The 18,361-nt window shown below is 42.4% G+C and carries 19 protein-coding genes; 7 read left to right on the top strand and 12 right to left on the bottom strand.

What is annotated here, in order from left to right; all coding sequences use genetic code 11:
* Nucleotides 1-40: 40 nt before the first annotated feature.
* From RRG12_RS28245 to RRG12_RS28235, 3 genes are all read right to left on the bottom strand, one after another.
* Nucleotides 41-403 (bottom strand): hypothetical protein, encoded by a 363-nt coding sequence (locus RRG12_RS28245; protein ID WP_069068776.1) that lies wholly within the window; start codon nucleotides 401-403, stop codon nucleotides 41-43.
* Between the two features lie 230 nt (nucleotides 404-633).
* Nucleotides 634-1,308 carry an HAD family hydrolase gene (locus RRG12_RS28240; protein ID WP_420761462.1) on the bottom strand — a complete coding sequence of 225 codons (675 nt, stop codon included), beginning with the start codon at nucleotides 1,306-1,308 and terminating at the stop codon, nucleotides 634-636.
* 51 nt (nucleotides 1,309-1,359) lie between these two features.
* Entirely contained in the window at nucleotides 1,360-2,271 is a 912-nt protein-coding gene (locus RRG12_RS28235; protein WP_420761461.1) for a DUF1932 domain-containing protein, read from the bottom strand.
* Between the two features lie 151 nt (nucleotides 2,272-2,422).
* On the opposite strand from RRG12_RS28235, the gene RRG12_RS28230 reads away from it, so the two are divergent.
* The 6 genes from RRG12_RS28230 to RRG12_RS28205 all read left to right on the top strand — a co-directional run bounded on the left by RRG12_RS28230 (nucleotide 2,423) and on the right by RRG12_RS28205 (nucleotide 6,772).
* The gene (locus RRG12_RS28230; RefSeq protein ID WP_420761460.1) at nucleotides 2,423-2,869 is read left to right on the top strand and encodes a hypothetical protein; all 447 of its coding nucleotides are present in this window, start codon (nucleotides 2,423-2,425) and stop codon (nucleotides 2,867-2,869) included.
* Entirely contained in the window at nucleotides 2,866-3,234 is a 369-nt protein-coding gene (locus RRG12_RS28225; protein ID WP_420761459.1) for a GNAT family N-acetyltransferase, read from the top strand. The genes RRG12_RS28230 and RRG12_RS28225 overlap by 4 nt, the downstream gene beginning before the upstream one ends.
* 343 nt (nucleotides 3,235-3,577) lie before the next feature.
* Nucleotides 3,578-4,129 carry an orotate phosphoribosyltransferase gene (gene pyrE / locus RRG12_RS28220; RefSeq protein ID WP_420761458.1) on the top strand — a complete coding sequence of 184 codons (552 nt, stop codon included), beginning with the start codon at nucleotides 3,578-3,580 and terminating at the stop codon, nucleotides 4,127-4,129.
* A gap of 51 nt (nucleotides 4,130-4,180) precedes the next feature.
* Nucleotides 4,181-4,855 carry an O-methyltransferase gene (locus tag RRG12_RS28215; RefSeq protein ID WP_420761457.1) on the top strand — a complete coding sequence of 225 codons (675 nt, stop codon included), beginning with the start codon at nucleotides 4,181-4,183 and terminating at the stop codon, nucleotides 4,853-4,855.
* Between the two features lie 60 nt (nucleotides 4,856-4,915).
* The gene (locus tag RRG12_RS28210; protein WP_420761456.1) at nucleotides 4,916-6,328 is read left to right on the top strand and encodes an amidase; all 1,413 of its coding nucleotides are present in this window, start codon (nucleotides 4,916-4,918) and stop codon (nucleotides 6,326-6,328) included.
* A 27-nt stretch (nucleotides 6,329-6,355) separates the two neighbouring features.
* Complete coding sequence (locus RRG12_RS28205; RefSeq protein WP_420761455.1) at nucleotides 6,356-6,772, top strand: GFA family protein; 417 nt, start codon at nucleotides 6,356-6,358, stop codon at nucleotides 6,770-6,772.
* Between the two features lie 156 nt (nucleotides 6,773-6,928).
* On the opposite strand, the gene metX is transcribed toward RRG12_RS28205, so the two are convergent.
* The 9 genes from metX to RRG12_RS28160 all read right to left on the bottom strand — a co-directional run bounded on the left by metX (nucleotide 6,929) and on the right by RRG12_RS28160 (nucleotide 15,422).
* On the bottom strand, nucleotides 6,929-7,969 hold the full coding sequence (metX, locus tag RRG12_RS28200) for a homoserine O-acetyltransferase MetX (RefSeq protein WP_420761454.1): 1,041 nt from the start codon (nucleotides 7,967-7,969) through the stop codon (nucleotides 6,929-6,931).
* 116 nt (nucleotides 7,970-8,085) lie between these two features.
* Complete coding sequence (locus RRG12_RS28195) at nucleotides 8,086-9,390, bottom strand: O-acetylhomoserine aminocarboxypropyltransferase/cysteine synthase family protein (RefSeq protein ID WP_420761453.1); 1,305 nt, start codon at nucleotides 9,388-9,390, stop codon at nucleotides 8,086-8,088.
* A 364-nt stretch (nucleotides 9,391-9,754) separates the two neighbouring features.
* Complete coding sequence (locus RRG12_RS28190) at nucleotides 9,755-10,027, bottom strand: YeeE/YedE thiosulfate transporter family protein (RefSeq protein WP_256090832.1); 273 nt, start codon at nucleotides 10,025-10,027, stop codon at nucleotides 9,755-9,757.
* Nucleotides 10,028-10,060: 33 nt separating this feature from the next.
* Entirely contained in the window at nucleotides 10,061-10,825 is a 765-nt protein-coding gene (locus RRG12_RS28185; RefSeq protein WP_420761452.1) for a methyltransferase domain-containing protein, read from the bottom strand.
* A 160-nt stretch (nucleotides 10,826-10,985) separates the two neighbouring features.
* Nucleotides 10,986-11,477, bottom strand: coding sequence for a GNAT family N-acetyltransferase (locus RRG12_RS28180; protein WP_420761451.1), 492 nt, complete (start codon nucleotides 11,475-11,477; stop codon nucleotides 10,986-10,988).
* A gap of 156 nt (nucleotides 11,478-11,633) precedes the next feature.
* Nucleotides 11,634-12,587 carry a DMT family transporter gene (locus RRG12_RS28175; RefSeq protein WP_420761450.1) on the bottom strand — a complete coding sequence of 318 codons (954 nt, stop codon included), beginning with the start codon at nucleotides 12,585-12,587 and terminating at the stop codon, nucleotides 11,634-11,636.
* Nucleotides 12,588-12,805: 218 nt separating this feature from the next.
* Nucleotides 12,806-13,720 (bottom strand): TauD/TfdA dioxygenase family protein, encoded by a 915-nt coding sequence (locus RRG12_RS28170; protein ID WP_420761449.1) that lies wholly within the window; start codon nucleotides 13,718-13,720, stop codon nucleotides 12,806-12,808.
* 115 nt (nucleotides 13,721-13,835) lie between these two features.
* Nucleotides 13,836-14,702: a CmcJ/NvfI family oxidoreductase gene (locus tag RRG12_RS28165; protein ID WP_420761448.1), complete on the bottom strand. Its 867-nt coding sequence runs from the start codon at nucleotides 14,700-14,702 to the stop codon at nucleotides 13,836-13,838.
* A gap of 48 nt (nucleotides 14,703-14,750) precedes the next feature.
* Nucleotides 14,751-15,422: a glutathione S-transferase family protein gene (locus tag RRG12_RS28160; RefSeq protein ID WP_420761447.1), complete on the bottom strand. Its 672-nt coding sequence runs from the start codon at nucleotides 15,420-15,422 to the stop codon at nucleotides 14,751-14,753.
* 862 nt (nucleotides 15,423-16,284) lie between these two features.
* On the opposite strand from RRG12_RS28160, the gene RRG12_RS28155 reads away from it, so the two are divergent.
* Nucleotides 16,285-18,090 (top strand): vanadium-dependent haloperoxidase, encoded by a 1,806-nt coding sequence (locus RRG12_RS28155; RefSeq protein WP_069069707.1) that lies wholly within the window; start codon nucleotides 16,285-16,287, stop codon nucleotides 18,088-18,090.
* Nucleotides 18,091-18,361 lie beyond the last annotated feature (271 nt).

Raw genomic sequence — 18,361 nt, 5'->3', positions numbered from 1 at the left:
TTTACCTGTGTTGAAAATATTAATTGTTTGAATTTCAGACTCAAATCAAATTAGACTCAGCGCGAATTAATAATATTGCTGACTGAGAGCCTGTATTGTGGATATTCAAGATGCCTTGACTCTCACCAGATGTGCAGTCTAAAAGTATCTTGATTTCTGTATCACGCTTTTCTAAATCCACACTACAAATAATGGCAGTTATTTTTTTACCAGATAAACTTCCGATCCAAACATCAATATTAGACCTATCTCCAGCTTGAGTATCTTGCAAATATCCATAGTCCAAAGGGTAAATCAAGGATGGATATCTGGGGTGTGGGGTTCCTCTTGGACGCTCAATTTTAAGATTGCTAGTGGCTACTAGCCGATCTAGTTTGTGCCAGAATTCATTGCTGTCTGTCATTACCGAAGAAGAATTCAGGAGTCAGGAGCCAGAATTCAGAATTGAATTCTGTGCGACTGGTGGATGAATCATGGTAAGATAGCCCCCGACTTCAGTCGTGGAGGAGAAAAAAGTATTCCTTGCTTGAAACCCCTGACTTCAGACATGGGGTATTCTGACTCCTGAATTCTGACTTCTGACTCCTTTTCATAGTGCGAATAAAACATCAATAACGATTAGATATCGTGCTTTTACTTTCCACTGTTAAGAAAAGGTTGATTTTGCTGCTCTAGCAGTTTTGGTAATAATTTCATGTCATTAAATACGACAGATGCACCAACTGCTCTTAGTTTTTCTGGGTTAATCAGTTCTGCATAACCAAATACTGTCATACCTGCATCAACTCCAGCTGTGACACCTGTAGGTGTATCTTCAATAACGACACAATCCTTTGGGGAAAATCCCATTTTATCGGCTGCATATAAAAATACATCAGGATATGGTTTACTACGTGAAACTTCTGAAGCACTAAATATTTTATCTGAAAAGTAAGGAAGCAAATCTGTTACAAATAAAGCTTTCTGTATCCACTTAGGGCTACTATTTGAAGCAACACAACAAGGAAGATTGAGCTTACTCAAAACATCATGTATTCCCTGGACTGGATGCAAATCAGTCATGAAAGCTTGCATGGTTCGTTGCTCAAATTCAGTAGCAAAATTCTCTGGTAGAGATTTGCCAAGCAAATTTCTAACTATTTCTAAACAGTGGGTCATTGATGCGCCAACAAAAATATCGAACACATCATCTAAAGTTAAAAATAGTCCTATTTCCTTGAGCATTTCCAACAAAATAGTATTTGCGATTCGCTCACTATCTATCAAAACACCATCACAATCAAAAATAACTAAATTAAATTTGTTCATGAATTTACTAAAAATTCAAAGTCAACAACAGCACGGATTAATTTACAAGCTTTAGTTTGATGCAGTTTCGTCGGAAAGAATAGTAATGATTTCGCTCAATGAGCGATCGCGGTTACGTTCTTCTGGTGTCTCCTTGCCCAAAGAGGTATCTTTCACTAAGCGGTAAACATCAGCTGCGCCGTAAAAAATCCGCTCAGTCAGACCTAACTCTTGAAAGGTTTCAGCAATCTCTTCCATTTCCCCTATCCAACGATGTGCTTTTGGTGTCATGGATGGAATAGAACGGGTGAGAATAGCAGCAAGTTCTGGTTGGCTACTAGATACTTCGTTCCATAGTTGCTCATCCAAACCTAAACGATGGGCAGCAATTAATAATTCTGTACTAATCGCTGTCAGTCCTTTGGTGAGGGCGGCGTAAGACATTTTCAATCCAGAAGCTTGACCAACTTCATCGCCAATCACTCGGATATCCAATCCATAATTCTGCAATTGTTGCAATTCATTGGCGTGTTTTCCTGACGCATAGATGCGCGTGCGACCGGGAACTCTGGGAGGTGGGCCAATGATGGAAGCATCTACAAAAGTTGCCCCAGATGATTCAATCAGTTGGGCAATACGTTTTACTTTTTGGGGTGCGTAGACGCTTTGCGGCTTGTCGTCAGACATCGCATTACCATCAACATAAAGAATCTGTTTCCCCACATTATTTATCACCTCAGCTACCTGCTTTGCCACCTCTGCGGCGGCGGCGGGGACTAAAACTGATAACACCAGATCAGATTCAATTACCAGTTGTGTGAGGGAACCCACATCTTGGATATTAGCTGCGGCTGCTAATTGCCGAGTTCTAGGACTGCGATCGTCTAGGGCCGCAATGGTCTTCAATCCATTTTGATTGAGAATGGATGCGATCGCCTGCCCCATGTCACCTGGACTTAAAATACCAACTGTTTGGATTTGCATGGAAAGCTTGATTGTTATCTGTATGAAGCTTTTAACTAAATACGCTGATTTTGGTGATTGAGTTATCCAAAAGTACAGTAAATTGATAGAGTTATCGTACTTATCTAAATAGCAACTTATCACAAATCATTCCAAGGAAGCAAGCTACCTGATGACTCAAAAAGCAGATGTATTTCGATTTGTCCTAGCTTTCGTTGCTGGATTTGTGGCTGTGCTGGTATTTCACCAAGGCTTGCTGGCGTTGCTTCATGCAATTAACTTTGCACCCCGTGCGCCTTATCAAACCACACCAACACCGCCTTTTGGTATACCGCAATTTCTATCAGGTGCTTTCTGGGGAGGAATTTGGGGTTTAATTTGGGCTACTATTACACTGCGCTGGCAAGTTAATAGAAATTATTGGTTAACTGCGCTGCTTTTTGGCGCTGTTGCACCCACATTGGTGGCTTGGTTTGTAGTTGCACCATTGAAGGGTTTACCCATAGCCGGAGGTTGGAAGCTACCAGCGATGATTACAGCTTTATTAGTCAACGGTGCTTGGGGACTAGGAACAGCTTTATTGTTCAGTTGGTTTGCTAGAAGACAAGTATTGCAGTGAAAGCGACAATCAGACTAGCTACTGTAAACGACGCATCACAAATGCTGGCAATTTATGCACCAATTGTCCGCGAAACTACAATTTCCTTTGAGCTAGAACTGCCCAGTGAAACGGAGTTTCAAAAGCGGATCAACAGCTATCAACAGCAGATGCCTTGGCTTGTTTGCGAAATTAATGGTGAGGTTGTCGGCTACGCTTATGCTAGTCCTTATCGTACCCGTGCGGCTTATCAATGGTCTGTCGAAACTTCTGTGTACGTCAGTGCGAATTATCGCAGAAAAGGAATTGCTAAAGCCTTATATACTTCTTTGTTTAAATTGCTGCGACTCCAAGGATTTTATAACGTTGTGGCCGCGTTGGCGTAGCCCGCCGTAGGCATCGCTCTACCCAATCAACCAAGTTTAGCTGTACATGAAGCTGTTGGGTTTGCAACTGTAGGTGTACTATGTCGAGTTGGGTATAAATTTAGTCGGTGGCACGATGTAGGATATTGGCAATTATCTCTCCAATCAGAGCAATCTTTCTTGACTGATGGCGAATCTATAAATCCACCTCTTTCTGTGTCCGAAATACAGAAATCGCCTTTATGGGATGAAGCTTTAACAACTGGACTTTTGCTGCTGCAAGTTTAACTGATACAGCTTTTAAAACGTTAAATATCACGTTATTGAATTGGATAAAGCAATTTTTTTTAGCAAGGTTAAATTAATGGGAAATTTTCTAAACCGCTCTGAAACCGAAATAGTTAGAAGCGAAATAGCAAAGCAAATTTATGCAGTTTCACATCTAGTTGGGTCGTTTCAACTTCGCTCTGGACGAATATCAAACGAATACTTTGATAAGTATCAATTCGAGGCAGATCCAATTTTACTTAATGCTATTATTAAGCAGATGCTTACTCTTATTCCAAGCGATATCGAAGTACTTGCAGGTCTTGAACTGGGTGGCATTTCGATAGTGACACTCTTATCACATTACTCCGGTTTACCTGCTGTATTCGTGAGAAAAGAGGCGAAAAAATATGGAACTTCTCGATTAGCTGAAGGTGTACAGATTAATAATCGGAAGGTACTGATTGTAGAAGATGTAGTAACTTCTGGTGGTCAAATCGTTATCTCAGCCAATCAACTGCGTCAACTTGGCGCTCAAATTGATTATGTACTCTGCGTGATCGACCGCGAGGAAGGTGCTATTGATAAACTCTTAGCAGAAGGGATTACACTGCTTTCTCTGCTCAAGCGGAGTGATTTTCCTAATTAATATTTAGGTCATATAAAAAGTGCTGTTGTTACTGTTACCGAAAAAAGAGTTATGACTCAAAATTTATGGACAGAAGTTGATCGTTACATCACTGATTTGCTTGTGCCTGCCGATCCCGTATTGGATGAGGCGCTTCAGGCTAGTGATGCGGCTGGTTTACCACCACATAATGTTTCGCCGAACCAAGGTAAGCTGCTCATGCTATTAGCTTTAATCCATAAAGCACGCACTATTTTAGAGATTGGTACGTTAGGCGGCTACAGTACAATTTGGTTAGCCAGAGCATTGCCTGCTGACGGTCATTTGATCACCCTAGAGTCAAATCCCAAGCACGCCGAAATTGCCCGCGAGAATATTGCCCGCGCTAATCTAGCTCATCTTGTCGAGGTGCGTGTTGGCCGGGCAGTAGATACACTGCCGCAACTGGATAACGAGAAATACAATCCATTTGATTTGATTTTTATTGACGCAGACAAGCCCAGCAACCCAGAATATTTTGCGTGGGCGTTAAAGCTTTCCCACCAGGGTAGCCTGATAATTGCTGATAACGTTGTACGCAATGGATCTGTAATTGAGGCGAACAGCGATGATCCTAGTGTTCAAGGAGTACGTCGTTTTAATGAATTACTCGCATCTGAACCGCGTGTGAGTGCAACAGCCATTCAGACTGTAGGCAACAAAGGGTATGACGGTTTTGCGATCGCACTTGTGACATCTGACAATTAGCAACCTTCTCCAAACTCCTTAACTAAGCCGTAGTTTCAATAAATCTATTCAAACCGAAATATGTCAGACATTGCTGATTTTTCTGCTTCTCAACTGTTATCGCTATATCGCGATCGCCAATTGTCACCAGTTGCAGTCACCAAAGCAGCCCTAGAACGAATCAATACTTACAATAACTCAGTTAACGCCTTTGCGATCGTAGATGAAAAAACCGCGCTGGCTGAAGCCCAAGCCTCAGAAGTGCGTTGGCTAAATGGAAATCCCCTTGGCTTGGTGGATGGAATACCCTTTACTGCTAAAGATTTACTGTTAACCAAGGGTTTGCCAACGCGCCGAGGAAGTAAAGCAATTAACGTCAATCAACCTTGGGAAGAAGATGCACCTGCGGTAGCCCGTTTACGGGAACAGGGAGCAGTTTTATTAGGAAAAACCACAACCTCTGAATTTGGTTGGAAGGGTGTCACCGAAAGTCAAGCAACTGGTATCACTCGCAATCCCTGGAATTTAAACTTGACTCCTGGAGGAAGTAGTGGTGGGGCTGCTGTCGCTGCTGCATTGGGAATGGGAACACTGCATCTCGGTACAGATGGCGGCGGATCATCCAGAACACCGGCGGCGTTAACAGCTGTGTTTGGTTTCAAACCGACTTTTGGACGTGTGGCTGGCTATCCATCAGCCCATACAGGAAATTTGTTTCATGTTGGCGTTTTGGTTCGCACTGTCACTGATGCAGCCGTCGCATTAAATGTTATTGCCCATCCTGATGTGCGTGATTGGTATGCTTTACCAGATGATCGACAAGACTATACTTCTGATTTAGATAAAGGTGTAGCCAGATTGAGAATTGCTTACAGTCCTAACTTTGGCTACGCTGAAGTTGATTCAGAGGTAGCTGGTTTAGTTAAAGCCGCAGTAGATGTTTTTTCCAACCTCGGTGCGATTGTTGAAGAAGTCGATCCAGGTTTTGTAAATCCTCGCCCGATTTTTCAAACTTTTTGGCAAGCTGGCGCAGCTAAGTTATTACGTGGCTTTAGTCCAGAACAACAAGCTGTAATTGAAGAAGGTTTGCGGAGTATTGCTCAAATAGGCGATCGCCTCACTTTAGCAGAATATCTCAGCGCCCAAGATGCTCGTGAAGCATTGGCAAGGCAAATGCAAAGATTTCACCAAAACTATGATTTACTGATTACTCCCACCTTACCTGTAGTTGCTTTTCCTGTTGGACAAAATCGACCCCTGTCATATATTGACAATCCGCAACGAGATTGGTCGCCTTTTTCTTATCCTTTTAATCTCACACAACAACCTGCTGCATCTGTACCTTGTGGCTTCACCAAAAATGGTTTGCCTGTAGGTATACAAATTGTTGCTGCAAAATATCAAGATTTACTAGTATTGCAAGCAGCGAAAGCTTATGAAAGTGTTTCTCCTTTCATCATGCCTTTGGAAGTTAACCCAAATATTTCCCATTAACTTCAGATGTACTACAAAGAAAAAACCATGACTGAACTCGTCACAGGAGGGTGTCTTTGCGGCTATGTCCGATATGAGTATCAGGGAGAACTAGGAGCCGCGAACTATTGCCATTGTCGAGATTGTAGAAAGACCACTGGTAGTGCTTTCAATATTGGAGTTCGCCTACAATCAGCCGCGCTGCATATAGTAACAGGTCAAGTTAAGAGTTATACGAAAAATGGAGACAGTGGTAACAGCATCACTCGTGAATTCTGCCCAGAATGCGGTTCACCCCTGTTTACGAGAGCGCCAGCAAAGCCCCAATTCGTCTGGCTGAAAGCAGGAAGTCTGGACAATCCCCAGTTGGTTAAGCCGATGCATCAAATCTGGACTGATTCCGCAGTGCCTTGGGCTTATATTGATCCTGAACTACCTGGTTTTTTTCGAAATCGCCATAGCTAGTAGCGACTGTCTTAAAATGTTGAGTTCATCAGAGGGAAAAATAAAATTCAATTATGATCATTGATTATTTAAGCCAACAAATTAGACTAGACGCGCTACTACTGATCTGGTGACAAATTCTGGTTTTGACCACTTCTGGTGTAGGGGTATTAAAGCTTATCGAAAGTTAATTAATAGCTCAATCAGGGCTTCTATATCAATTAAAAAAGCATCGTGACCATAAATTGATTTCAGCAAACCTAGTTGAGCGTTAGGAATTAAATCTGCTAATTCTTGTTGTTCTATTGGTGGATAAAGAATGTCAGAATCAATAGCAACAACTAAAGCAGGTTGTTTAATGCTTTGCAAAACAGATTTATAGTCTTGACCTTGAGCGATATCATGACTATCCATCGCTTGGGTGAGAGTGATGTAAGTATTGGGATCAAATCTCTCTACTAGCTTTTGACCATGATGTTGTAAGTAGCTAGCGATCGCAAATTGGTCAGCAGAAGCATCATACTGTCGTCCAAAACGATCTGTAAAGGTCTGCCAAGAACGATAAGCACTCATCGCCATCATCCGCGCTACAGCTAATCCTTGGTTTGGTGGCTGTTCTGGTGTGTAGTCACCCCCAAGCCAATTGGGATCGGCATAGATAGCCTGTCTTTGAGCTTCACTTAACCCAATACACCAAGCTGAATGTCTACCGGAAGTAGCGATAGGTGCGATCGCTTCCACGATTTCTGGATATAACAACGCCCATTCTAATACCTGCATCCCACCGAGTGACCCGCCAATGACTAGCTGTAAAGATTTAATTCCCAAATATTTAATCAGTGCAGCTTGTAAGTGAACCATATCCCGAATCGTAATCGCTGGAAATGATACACCGTAAAGGATTCCTGTTTGGGGATTGATGCTAGTTGCTCCGGTAGTGCCATAACAACTTCCCAAAATATTGCTGCATACAATAAAATTGCGATCGCTATCCAGTGCTTTTTTTGAACCTAACAAACCTTCCCACCAGTCATCTGCATCAGCCGAACCAGTTAAAGCATGACAAATTAGCACTCCATTATCGCCTGCTAAGTTTAACTTTCCCCAAGTCCGATAAGCGACCTGAACCCCAGTTAAAACTTCACCTCCTTCTAACTCAAATGGCATCGGCAAATGATAATACTGAGTTTGTGGTGAAATGAAGTGCTGATAATTCATCTAGAACAGGGAATAGGGAATAGGGAATAGGGAATAGGGAATAGGGAATAGGGGAACTGACGAGGCATAAGAGAATAATGACCAATGACCAATGACTAATGACCAATGACTAATGACTAATGACTAATGAATTGAAATGCTTGCTCAAAATCTTCTTTGATATCGTCGATGTGTTCAATACCCACTGATACACGCACCAAATCAGGTGTCACACCGGCGGAAATTTGTTCCGTATCACTTAGCTGTTGATGGGTTGTGGAAGCAGGATGAATCACGAGGGTTTTAGCATCGCCTACGTTTGCTAAATGACTTGCTAATTTGACATGATTAATAAAGGTTTTACCCGCTTCTAATCCGCCCTTGATACCAAAATTTAAGACACCGCCAAATCCGTGTCTGAGATATTTTTTGGCTCGTTCATGATAAGGGTGATGGGGAAGTCCTGGATAATTGACCCATGCTACTTGTGGTTGCTTTTCTAACCACTGGGCTAATTCTAAAGCGTTGCTCACATGGCGGTCTACACGTAAAGACAAAGTTTCTAATCCCTGTAATAACAGAAAGGCGTTAAATGGACTCAATGAGGGGCCAAAATCCCTTAACCCTTCTACTCTGGCACGGATAATGAAGGCAATATTACCAAATTGACTACCTACACCAAATACTTCTTGAAAAATCAGCCCATGATAACCGGGGGATGGTTCAGTAAAGACGGGAAATTTGCCATTACCCCAGTCAAATTTACCAGAATCGACAATTACGCCACCGATAGAAGTGCCGTGACCACCAATCCACTTAGTTGCAGATTCGACTACGATATCTGCACCGTGTTCAATTGGTCGAGCCAGATATCCGCCAGCCCCAAAGGTATTATCGACAATCAGGGGAATCCCATTTTCATGAGCAATTTGGGCTAAGGCAGCAAAGTCAGGAATATTGAATTGGGGATTGCCGATGGTTTCCACGTACAATGCTTTTGTGCGATCGTCGATCGCCTGACGAAATTTTTCTACCTCGTCTCCTTCGACAAATTTGACATTTATCCCTAAACGTGGTAAAGCAACTTTAAATTGGTTATAGGTTCCCCCATATAAAAAACTGGTGGAAACAATATTATCCCCAGCTTGTGCGATCGTACTTAAAGCCAAGAACTGCGCCGCCTGACCGCTAGAGGTAGCTAACGCTGCTACACCCCCCTCTAAAGCAGCAATTCGCTTTTCAAATACATCCGTTGTCGGATTCATGATCCGCGTGTAAATGTTGCCAAACTCTTGCAGAGCAAACAACCGCGCCCCATGATCCGCATCGTCGAAAACGTATGACGTTGTTTGATAAATCGGTACAGCGCGGGCATTAGTTCCTACAGCTGGTTCTTGTCCCGCATGGACTTGCAATGTTTCAAAGCGATATTTTTCAGACATAAAGAATTACTGTAGTAAAAATATTTTGATAAACAGTCATAAGTCTATCGGCTTTTAGTATATTAACATTCCTGGGTCAAGTCCCCATCTGCTGAGTTATCCTTCTGAGGAGCATCTCATCTTTGCAAATATACCAGTCTCTTAGAAATCGCGGTTCATCTTGCACACAAAGGTTCGTATAGCGTCTCGCAGGAAAGTCCGTCTACGCGCAATACGGTTCGGATAAGGTCTTTTGATGACACGCCCTAGATCCAAAGACGCGATAAATCGCCGTCTTTACAAGAATCAGTCCTTTGTAGAGACGGCGATTTATCGCGTCTCTTGCCTTAACCGAACCGTATTGGAAGGTATTCTTAGAAGTCTCTTAACTTGGCAGATGGAACAGAGGGCGCAGTTTAATACCAACAGCGGTTCCAAACAAAGCGCAAATAATCCAAACCCAACCATGTAGGCTAGTGGAAGCTATAGCACTGAAAAAAGCACTGACATTACACCCAAAGGCAGTAAATGCACCATAACCCATGAGCAATCCACCAATCACTGTGGCAATAACTTTTGATGAGGTAATTTGAGTTTGTAGTGTGAGTTTTCCTGCTAGGGCGGCGGCTAATAATGTTCTTCTTAAGCAAGCTAGCAAGAGCGTCTCGTAGAGAGCGTAATTACGAGTTAATTAAATGCGTCCCCACATTAAAATGCGTTTGTAAGGGAAAAAGAAAGGTTGCTCATCTTCCAACTTTTCAAATAACTTTTCCTTATACCGTTCTACAAATCGTTCATAAGTCTGGGTATCTAACCGCGACTCGTATGCCGTTAGTAGCGTACCACGATACCATTCCACTACGGATTCTCGTGACGGTAGAACATGACCATAAATCTGAAGTTTTACTTCCTGTTTAATAAACCCCAGATTATACAGTAGTTTGGCATAATTTACTGGAGTAAGTACTTCCAAACGCCGCACATATCCCCCTAATTCTTGACCAAAATCCTTGGCTGTTTCAAGTGCTAACTTATGTACTAGTTCATCGTCCATCGTCGGGATTTGTACAGCTAGTTGTCCACCTGGACGTAACTTGTGGCGTAATTTTTCAAATAAAGCTTCGTGTCCTATTAACCATTGCAAAGCGGCATTAGAAAAGACTAAATCAAACTCTCCTTCTCCTGGGCTATCCTCTATTTTTCCTTGCTCAAAGCGTAGTCCGTTACCTTCATATTGACGTGCTTTTTGCAGCATATTTTCAGAAGCATCTATTCCCAGAGTTTCTTGTGCTGCTAGTGTATCATGCAGATATTTCGTTAACTTTCCCGTTCCAGATCCTAAATCTAGAACTCGTAAGTTTTCTTGTCGATGTACCATGTCTACCAAATCATAGAATGGGCGACTTCTTTGAGATTCAAACTGTTCATATAATTCTGGATTCCATTTATCTGGCATCTTGTCACTCTACCTCCTCAACATACAATGGCATAAAGCTGTAACAGCCATATTTCTCTTCTTTTCGGATAGTTGGATTAGCAAATATAATTACCAGTTATTAATTAAATTTTAACTTGCCAACCTTTTAAATGAATCCACTGTCCTGAATCCTATTTTTTTAGTGAAAATGCGATCGCGCATTTAATGGATAGATAAAATTGGCAACTGTTTCACGTTCGATCCAACCTTGTTTACGGTAAAATTCCCGTTGATAAGATTCTCGCTCTTTGTGGTTCAGCAACATGAGTACTGAACATTCTCGGATTTTTGCCTCTGATACAACGGTTGCTAACAAAGTTTTGCCGATACCTTGACCACGAGCAGCTTTTTGGACGAATAACTCAGAAATATAACCTTGGAGTTTGGGAAGAAATGGACAAGGTAGCCAATGAACAGTAATATATCCGATGATATTATTTTCAGCATTTTCAGCCACATAAATAGAGTGACTATCATTTTGCTCACACTGAGTAATGTGCTGCTGAATTTGGGTGAGAATTTTTTCGTCGGAGGTTGAATTTACCCATGCAAACCAACCTAATTCTCTAATAATTTTAAAAATTACTTGTGCATCTGATTCTTTTGCTTTTCTAATTTTGGGATGTAACATAATTGTGAACAAGCAATTTGGGAATATATCTGGACAATGGGCAATTAAATCGGCACCATGAGTTTTTAATTCTTCCTCAGTGTCTTCCTCTGCATGAAATCAAAAATTAAATACTTTACAAATTAATCACTAATTAACTCTTATTTTTGAGCAATTTTATGGGCTACGTCTATGTACAAAGCTTTCTCCACTCAACAGTGCAATTCCTAATGTGACAATACCAATCCCTAAGCTTTGAATTAGGTTTAAAGTTTCGCTAATTGTTGCCCATGCGACTAATGCTGTTAACGCTGGACTGCTTGCGCCGATGATAGAAGCCTTAGTTGCGCCAATCATGCGAATTCCCACATTATTGAAAGTATGTCCGATGAAACTAACTAAACCAGAAAAAATGCTGCCAATCCACAGGGGTGTCCAATCAAGTTGGGTGCTGGGAAGTGGCCAGAAAAGTAAGCTTACAGCAGAAAACAGTAGGGTACAGGTAAAACTAATCCAGGTGAAGGGAACTGGATGGAATTTTTCTAAACATTTTTGGGCTAGGACTTTATAAAACGCATAAACAACTCCAGAACCAACGCTGGCGAAAATGCCAGTAGTAATGGTGTCACTGCTGTAAGCAGCAGAAGATTGAGGAATTGTGAGTACGCTGCCCCCTAGAATAATTACTATTACTAGCCAACGGAAAAGTGTAGGACGTTCGCCAAAAAACCTCCAAGCAAGCAGCGCTGTAAACACGGGATAAGTAAAAAATAGGGTCATGGCAATTCCAGTAGGAATTAAGCCAATAGCCATGTAGAGTAATGCAATATACACAAACATCAATACTCCGCAGCCCAATGCTTGGAGCAAAACATCAGTGCGTTCCCGCCTGAATAAGTCTCGGAATTCTTTAAGAGCAGATGGATACAACTTGAATGCTAGAGATGCCATAAGTGGAACCACTAGTAGCATTCGCATGAACATCAGCAATAATGAGTTCTGCAAATCCGGTTTAACGTATCCACCCAGTAGAAATAAACCCAGTACGAGATGTTCTGAAAACAAAACTCGCACAGTAACATTGTGAAACGATAAAACGAAAGCGGATAGAAGAACCGTCAGAATGCCCAATTTGCTAAAAGTTTTCTAAAGGACAACCCGATTGTATTGCTAAAACCACTGTTTTGTTTGGTGCTGATTTTTCTGCTATTTAGCAAATACTTACTATCTTTATGTCTTAGGAGTAAAAAATCTTGAACCACAAAGACGAGGACAGCAATATGATAAAGCAGCCCAGTCTTTAATTGAACGGACTGCCTGTACAAAGATAAAAAAGGTATTGATCTTTTCTAAACTAAAGCGGGTTCACGTCGGTTATATGCAGAAGAATCTCCCTTAATAGCCTCACTCTGCTTACCATCAATACCAACAGGAATATCACCCACAAGTGTGACTCGTTGAACATGGCGAGGTTGATTGCCGTAGTCTGCGATCGCATAATGTTGAGTAGCGCGATTATCCCAGAAAGCCACATCGCCTACTCTCCAACGCCACCGGACTGTGTTCTCAGGACGTGTGATGTAAGCTTGTAACAATTTCACGATTTCATCAGATTCATTCTGTGATAAACCACGCAGACGGCGCACGAACCCACCAATAAATAACCCACGTTCACCAGATTCAGGATGGATGCGGACAACTGGATGCAGGGTTTCGTATACAGTCGAGGTGAAAACAGCCCGATGCTTTAAGACCTCTTCTGGTAAGTCAATTGTAGCTGCTGCATAATCGTAGGCATTGCTGTGTACTGCCCAGAGTTGGTCAGCAAGATTACGTAGGAGAGTTGGTAAATCTTCGTAGGCAGTCACGGAGTTTGCCCAAATCGTATCACCTCCTGATGGCGGGATGACAAGGGCCCGCAAAATAGAACCAAGAGGGGGACGATCTACAAATGTCACATCAGTGTGCCAATTGTTGGCACGGCTCACAGTCTTACCGTAATTGAGATCAAGAACTTCTGGGTTTTCTGGCAATGAGGGAACGGTGGGATGGGCTGTGGTGACTTCCCCAAAGCGTCGGGCGAAGGCTACTTGTCCTTGAGCGTCAAGGTTCTGATCTCGGAAGAAGATGACTTTGTGTTTAACTAAAGCTTTACGGATATCGCTAATGATTTCATTGCTGAGGTTATTGCTCAAGTCCACACCAATGATTTTTGCACCGATACATCCGGCGATTGGTTTGATGTCAAAGTGTTGGGAAGTCATGATATTTGTGTCTCCAAGGATAATTTGTTTTATGCAGAGAGTAGTAGCCTGTCAAGAACTGATTGACGGATAGATTCCCTGTAGAGACGGCGATTTATCGCGTCTCTCTAACTATCTATGCAGGGTAAAAAACGAATGTTCGTAATTCAATGCTTTCTCGTGGGGGAGCGTTGGCTGGGCTGGTGGGGTCTTCAAAGGCTGTATGACCGGCAAAACGGGCGCGTCCGTCTTCTGCGGAGTCGAAGCATTTGATAAATAGTGCTTCGTCTCTGTGCATTTGCGGGAAGTAGAACCATTTATGTTTGGAGTTATACGTGATTCCATCAGTTTCCCCGACGCGATCGCGGTACACTAAATCACCAGCCACAATGTCTGTGGGTGCGATACTTTGCGCGTCACACAGTGCTAATGGTGACTCTTGGATTGGTTGTGCGATTGCCCGCCAAACATTGATGATGGCAAATCGTTGTTTTAGTAGCGCATCAATGTCATCTATGCCTTGCGCTGCTAGTTCCAAACGGGCGCGAGTATAGCCAGATTTGGCGGTGAAGTCATTGTGTACGCGCTTGGCAGGTTCTTTAATATTATTCTCACCTGGCTTGGACTGACTGGCGTTACGCAGGGTGTGATCGAATATTACTACCTTCGTTGCACCTGTCACTTCTTTTAACAATTGCTCGGCTTCTGGATAGTAGACGCGGCGTACTTCGTCCTCGTCATAAAAGTTGCGGACATTAGTATTATGTCGAGTAAACGCAAAACCTTCTCTATCTAACGAGATATTCTCTGAGATAGAACGAGCATTGTAAATTGGCAGTTTGTGCGTCTGATAAGTTGCATTCGTGCGGGGAATCCCTGGCGGTGGTTCGTAAGTATAGTTAACAGGTTTTTCTGCCATTGGAACCAGGTAACTGAGGTTAGCCTTTACGTATGGCAGTTCTGCGGAAACTGGTTTGTCTAGAACTTGGTTATTTAAGCTCATAGGTTATCCCATTTTGGATTTTGGTTAATTTCTGTCAATCCCTGTGTTCTATTTTTGAACTGCACCAACAGGAAGAGGTTCACCGAGAACTTTGGCGAATCTTTGCAAATAGAAGTCCGCAGGATTTGCAACTGCTTGAATTGAGGAGCGATCGCTTACCAGATTCCACCATGTCTGCAAACGAGGTGTTTCTGTTGGTAGTGTGAATTTGCGGAAGTGTTCTAAGAGTGGTAAACGTTCAAACCAAGGATAGAAGCTGATATCAACTAGGCTAAATTGATCTCCTAACAAGTAATCACCTTTGCCTAATCCTTCTTGTTCAATATATAGAAGTACTTCTGTGAACTCTTTTCGTCCTTGTTCCTGTTCCTGGCTATCTTTACCGCGCAGAAATTTGTTAAAAGCTGGGACAAGGCGAGTATTGGCGTAGTCTATCCAAATCCGAGCGATCGCTTTAGCTGCGGGATCGCGGGGTAACAATGGTGGTTCGGGAAAAACCTCATCTAGATATTCATTGATAATAGCGGACTCGTAAATTTCAACATCCCCATGTTTGATAGCCGGAACTTTGCCATAGCGGGAAATCTGCGTGTACCCATCTGGTTTTTTCTGTAAGTCAATTTCTATCGGGGTGAAGTCAATACCTTTTTCCAGTAAGACTACACGAGTCCGTTGAGAGAAGGTAGAGGCTTTGGCGAAGTACAGTTGTATGTTGCTCATAAAATCTTTTCCTTGTAATTATCGTGACATGCAGACTATTTGAGATTGCACAACTCTTACTATTGCAATAAGACAAAAGCGAGATGTGTTGATTAGTGCAGTTAAATAATTGACTGGCAGGTATCTACGTCAGTTAGATGATATATTACAGTTTGTCGGTCGATTTAGCGTATTTAAAATATTATACAGTCTTTATGAAAATATGTATACCTAATTATTAGTGTAACTAAATAAATAAAAGTTTTGAGAGGTTAGTGGTGTTCAGATCCCTTACTTCTTCAAGAAGTCCGGCATCTAGCAGCCCCGCAAAATTAATGCGATAGACCACTAGTTTTACTATGTCTATTGTTCTGTTCAAAGATTTTTTAGCTCAGTATTTGATACTTGCATAGTCTTTTATTTATCCTTGTAGCTTCGGTTTTGACGCTCCTGCTAAATTTATTGTAAAAACCTCTTGATTTTCATCACCGATTGTGAGACAGTCTGATTTAATATCTACAAAATACGTTAAGTCGATAGACTTACAGTATTTTATGGATTGACCAGAATTAGGTGGTAGTTATAGCTGTGGTTTAACCCGGCAACATCCTATCAGACTGATTACAACCACAAATTTATAACAGCCGTGTGATGGAAGCATCATATCAGCACTGAATAACTACATGACTTTCAGGAAAATCACCTTCTGTGCAAGTTACCTTCCAGTAAAGTAATCCCAGATTTCATCTTAAATCCGGCGATATTAACTTGTTTTTCTGGAGACAGGTATTTTGTGCGTGGCTAGTTGTTTTAGCTTTGCAATGCTCATGAATTCACTCATGACTAAACTATTGTCTTATTTTTTACCAGTGGAGAACATCTCATGCAAGTAGATCCTAATTCTCATAAAGGTTCCGAGCAAGATACTCAGGCTAGTAGTGAAGATAAACTGAAACAAACCCCTATAGCTAACAAACGTTTTTTTGGTAGTCACGCCAGCAGACGCTCATTTCTCGGCCGTGCTGGTTTGTTTAGTGCCGCTAGCGTTGTTGCAGGAGTTTTAGGTTCACCTTTCTCCTTAAAGAAGGGAGGAGATATTGTACAAGCCACAGATATTAACAGGCGGTATAATCGACCGTTCGACTACAGGAGGTTTGTTGATAAAGCCTATCGAGTACGTCTTGAAGCAGCGGCACTTGAACGAAATATTCCGATTCCGCCCCATCCGACCAACGGCGATGACGAGCGTTATCCCAACAAAATCGGCTCTGACAGCAGGGGACTACCGCATAACCAGCTAGGCGAAGTCAAGCTAGAAGCTTACAACTCTTTGACCAAAGCACTGACAACACAAAACCCAAATGATTATGAAAATATCATCTTGGGCGGCACCAGAAAGCTGGTCAATCCTCAAGGGCCCCTAGCAATTAGTCTAGAAGGGATCAATGCAGCGCAAATAGCTGTGCCACCCCCACCAGCTCTGGCTAGTGCAGATCGCGCTGCTGAAGCAGTTGAACTCTACTGGCAAGCTTTACTCCGAGATGTACCTCTTTCCAAGCTCCAAAACAATACTGATAACCCAAAAGTTTTGGCAGCCGTCGAAGACCTCAACAGGCTTTCGGTGTTTCGAGGGCCAAAACAAAATGGTCGTGTCACGCCTCAAACTTTATTTCGTGGTAGTGTCAACTACGTCGGTTCCGGTTCAAGTACAAGATATGTGACTCCACCAGGGGTGCTAAATGGGCCCTATCTATCACAATTTTTGTTGCTAACTATTCCTTGGGGAACTCAGTCTGTTTCGCCATTGATTCGTACTGCTCTTCCTGGTAATGACTTTCTAATCAATTTCCAGGAATGGTTGACTGTTCAAAATGGAGGTAGTTCCGGGAAGACCATTCAATACGACCCCAAAAACCGTTATATAGTCACGGTTCGGGATTTAGGTGAGTATGCCCATATTGGCGGCCCTACATACGTGGGAGCCTCGTTGATTCTTGGTAGCATCGGTACTCCTTTGAATCCAGGCAATCCCTACGTCAGATCGAGAACTCAAAGTGGTTCAGCTGCAACCTTTGCAGTGGGACATTTACAAGCCTTGCTTAACTTGGGTACTTCGCGTGCCATTAGAGCGTCATACTGGCAGAAGTATTATGTACATCGCATTCTCCGCCCAGAAGCTTATGGTGGGCTAATCTACAACAACATTGTGAATAAAACTCAGTATCCAATTAATTCTGAGGTCTTGAATTCCAAAGCTTTGGCTCAGACCTTTAGCACCTTCGGCACCTATCTATTGCCCCAAGCATATCCAGAAGCAGCGCCAATCCATTCCTCTTATACAGGTGGTGCGGCTGCTACTGCTGGCGTCAATATCACACTGTTGAAAGCATTCTTTGATGAAAACTTTGTTATCCCCTCGCCAGTAGTGCCCGATCCCAAAGACCCGACAAAAGTAATTCCTTACAGTGGGTCACCACTAACTGTAGGTGGAGAGTTGAATAAACTGGCAACTAATTATGCGATTGGTCGCGGTCACGGCGGTATCCATTGGCGTTCCGATGGTTCAGCTTCTTTGGCTTTAGGAGAAAAGGTTGCTATTAGTCTGCTCAGGGATGAGAGACTGGGTTACAACGAAATATTCAATGGTTTCACCTTCACCAAATTTGACGGTACAAGAGTCACCGTTTAAGCCGATTTTCGGTGTTATGGGAGCGCAAAGTTTGTTTTAGCCCATTCGCTACGAATTAATGCAAAGTTGTACTAAGTTGAAAAAGAGCGATATCTACGACGGGCTATTGGGCATCGCTCTGGTAAATATAAAATTGAAGTAATACCATTTCACTTTAGTAATGATACAAATACGTGGGTAAGGGTTTAGCAGTGCTCACTGGTGTCAACTTAAGCCAAAAATAGCGTACTGATTGGGTGTTGTTCACCCGCCAGCCAGGGATTGTAAATCC

It is taken from the genome of Nostoc sp. CALU 546 (genome assembly GCF_048836525.1).
The sequence above is the reverse complement of the archived record's forward strand: the minus strand, read 5'-3'. Positions and strand labels throughout refer to the sequence as shown.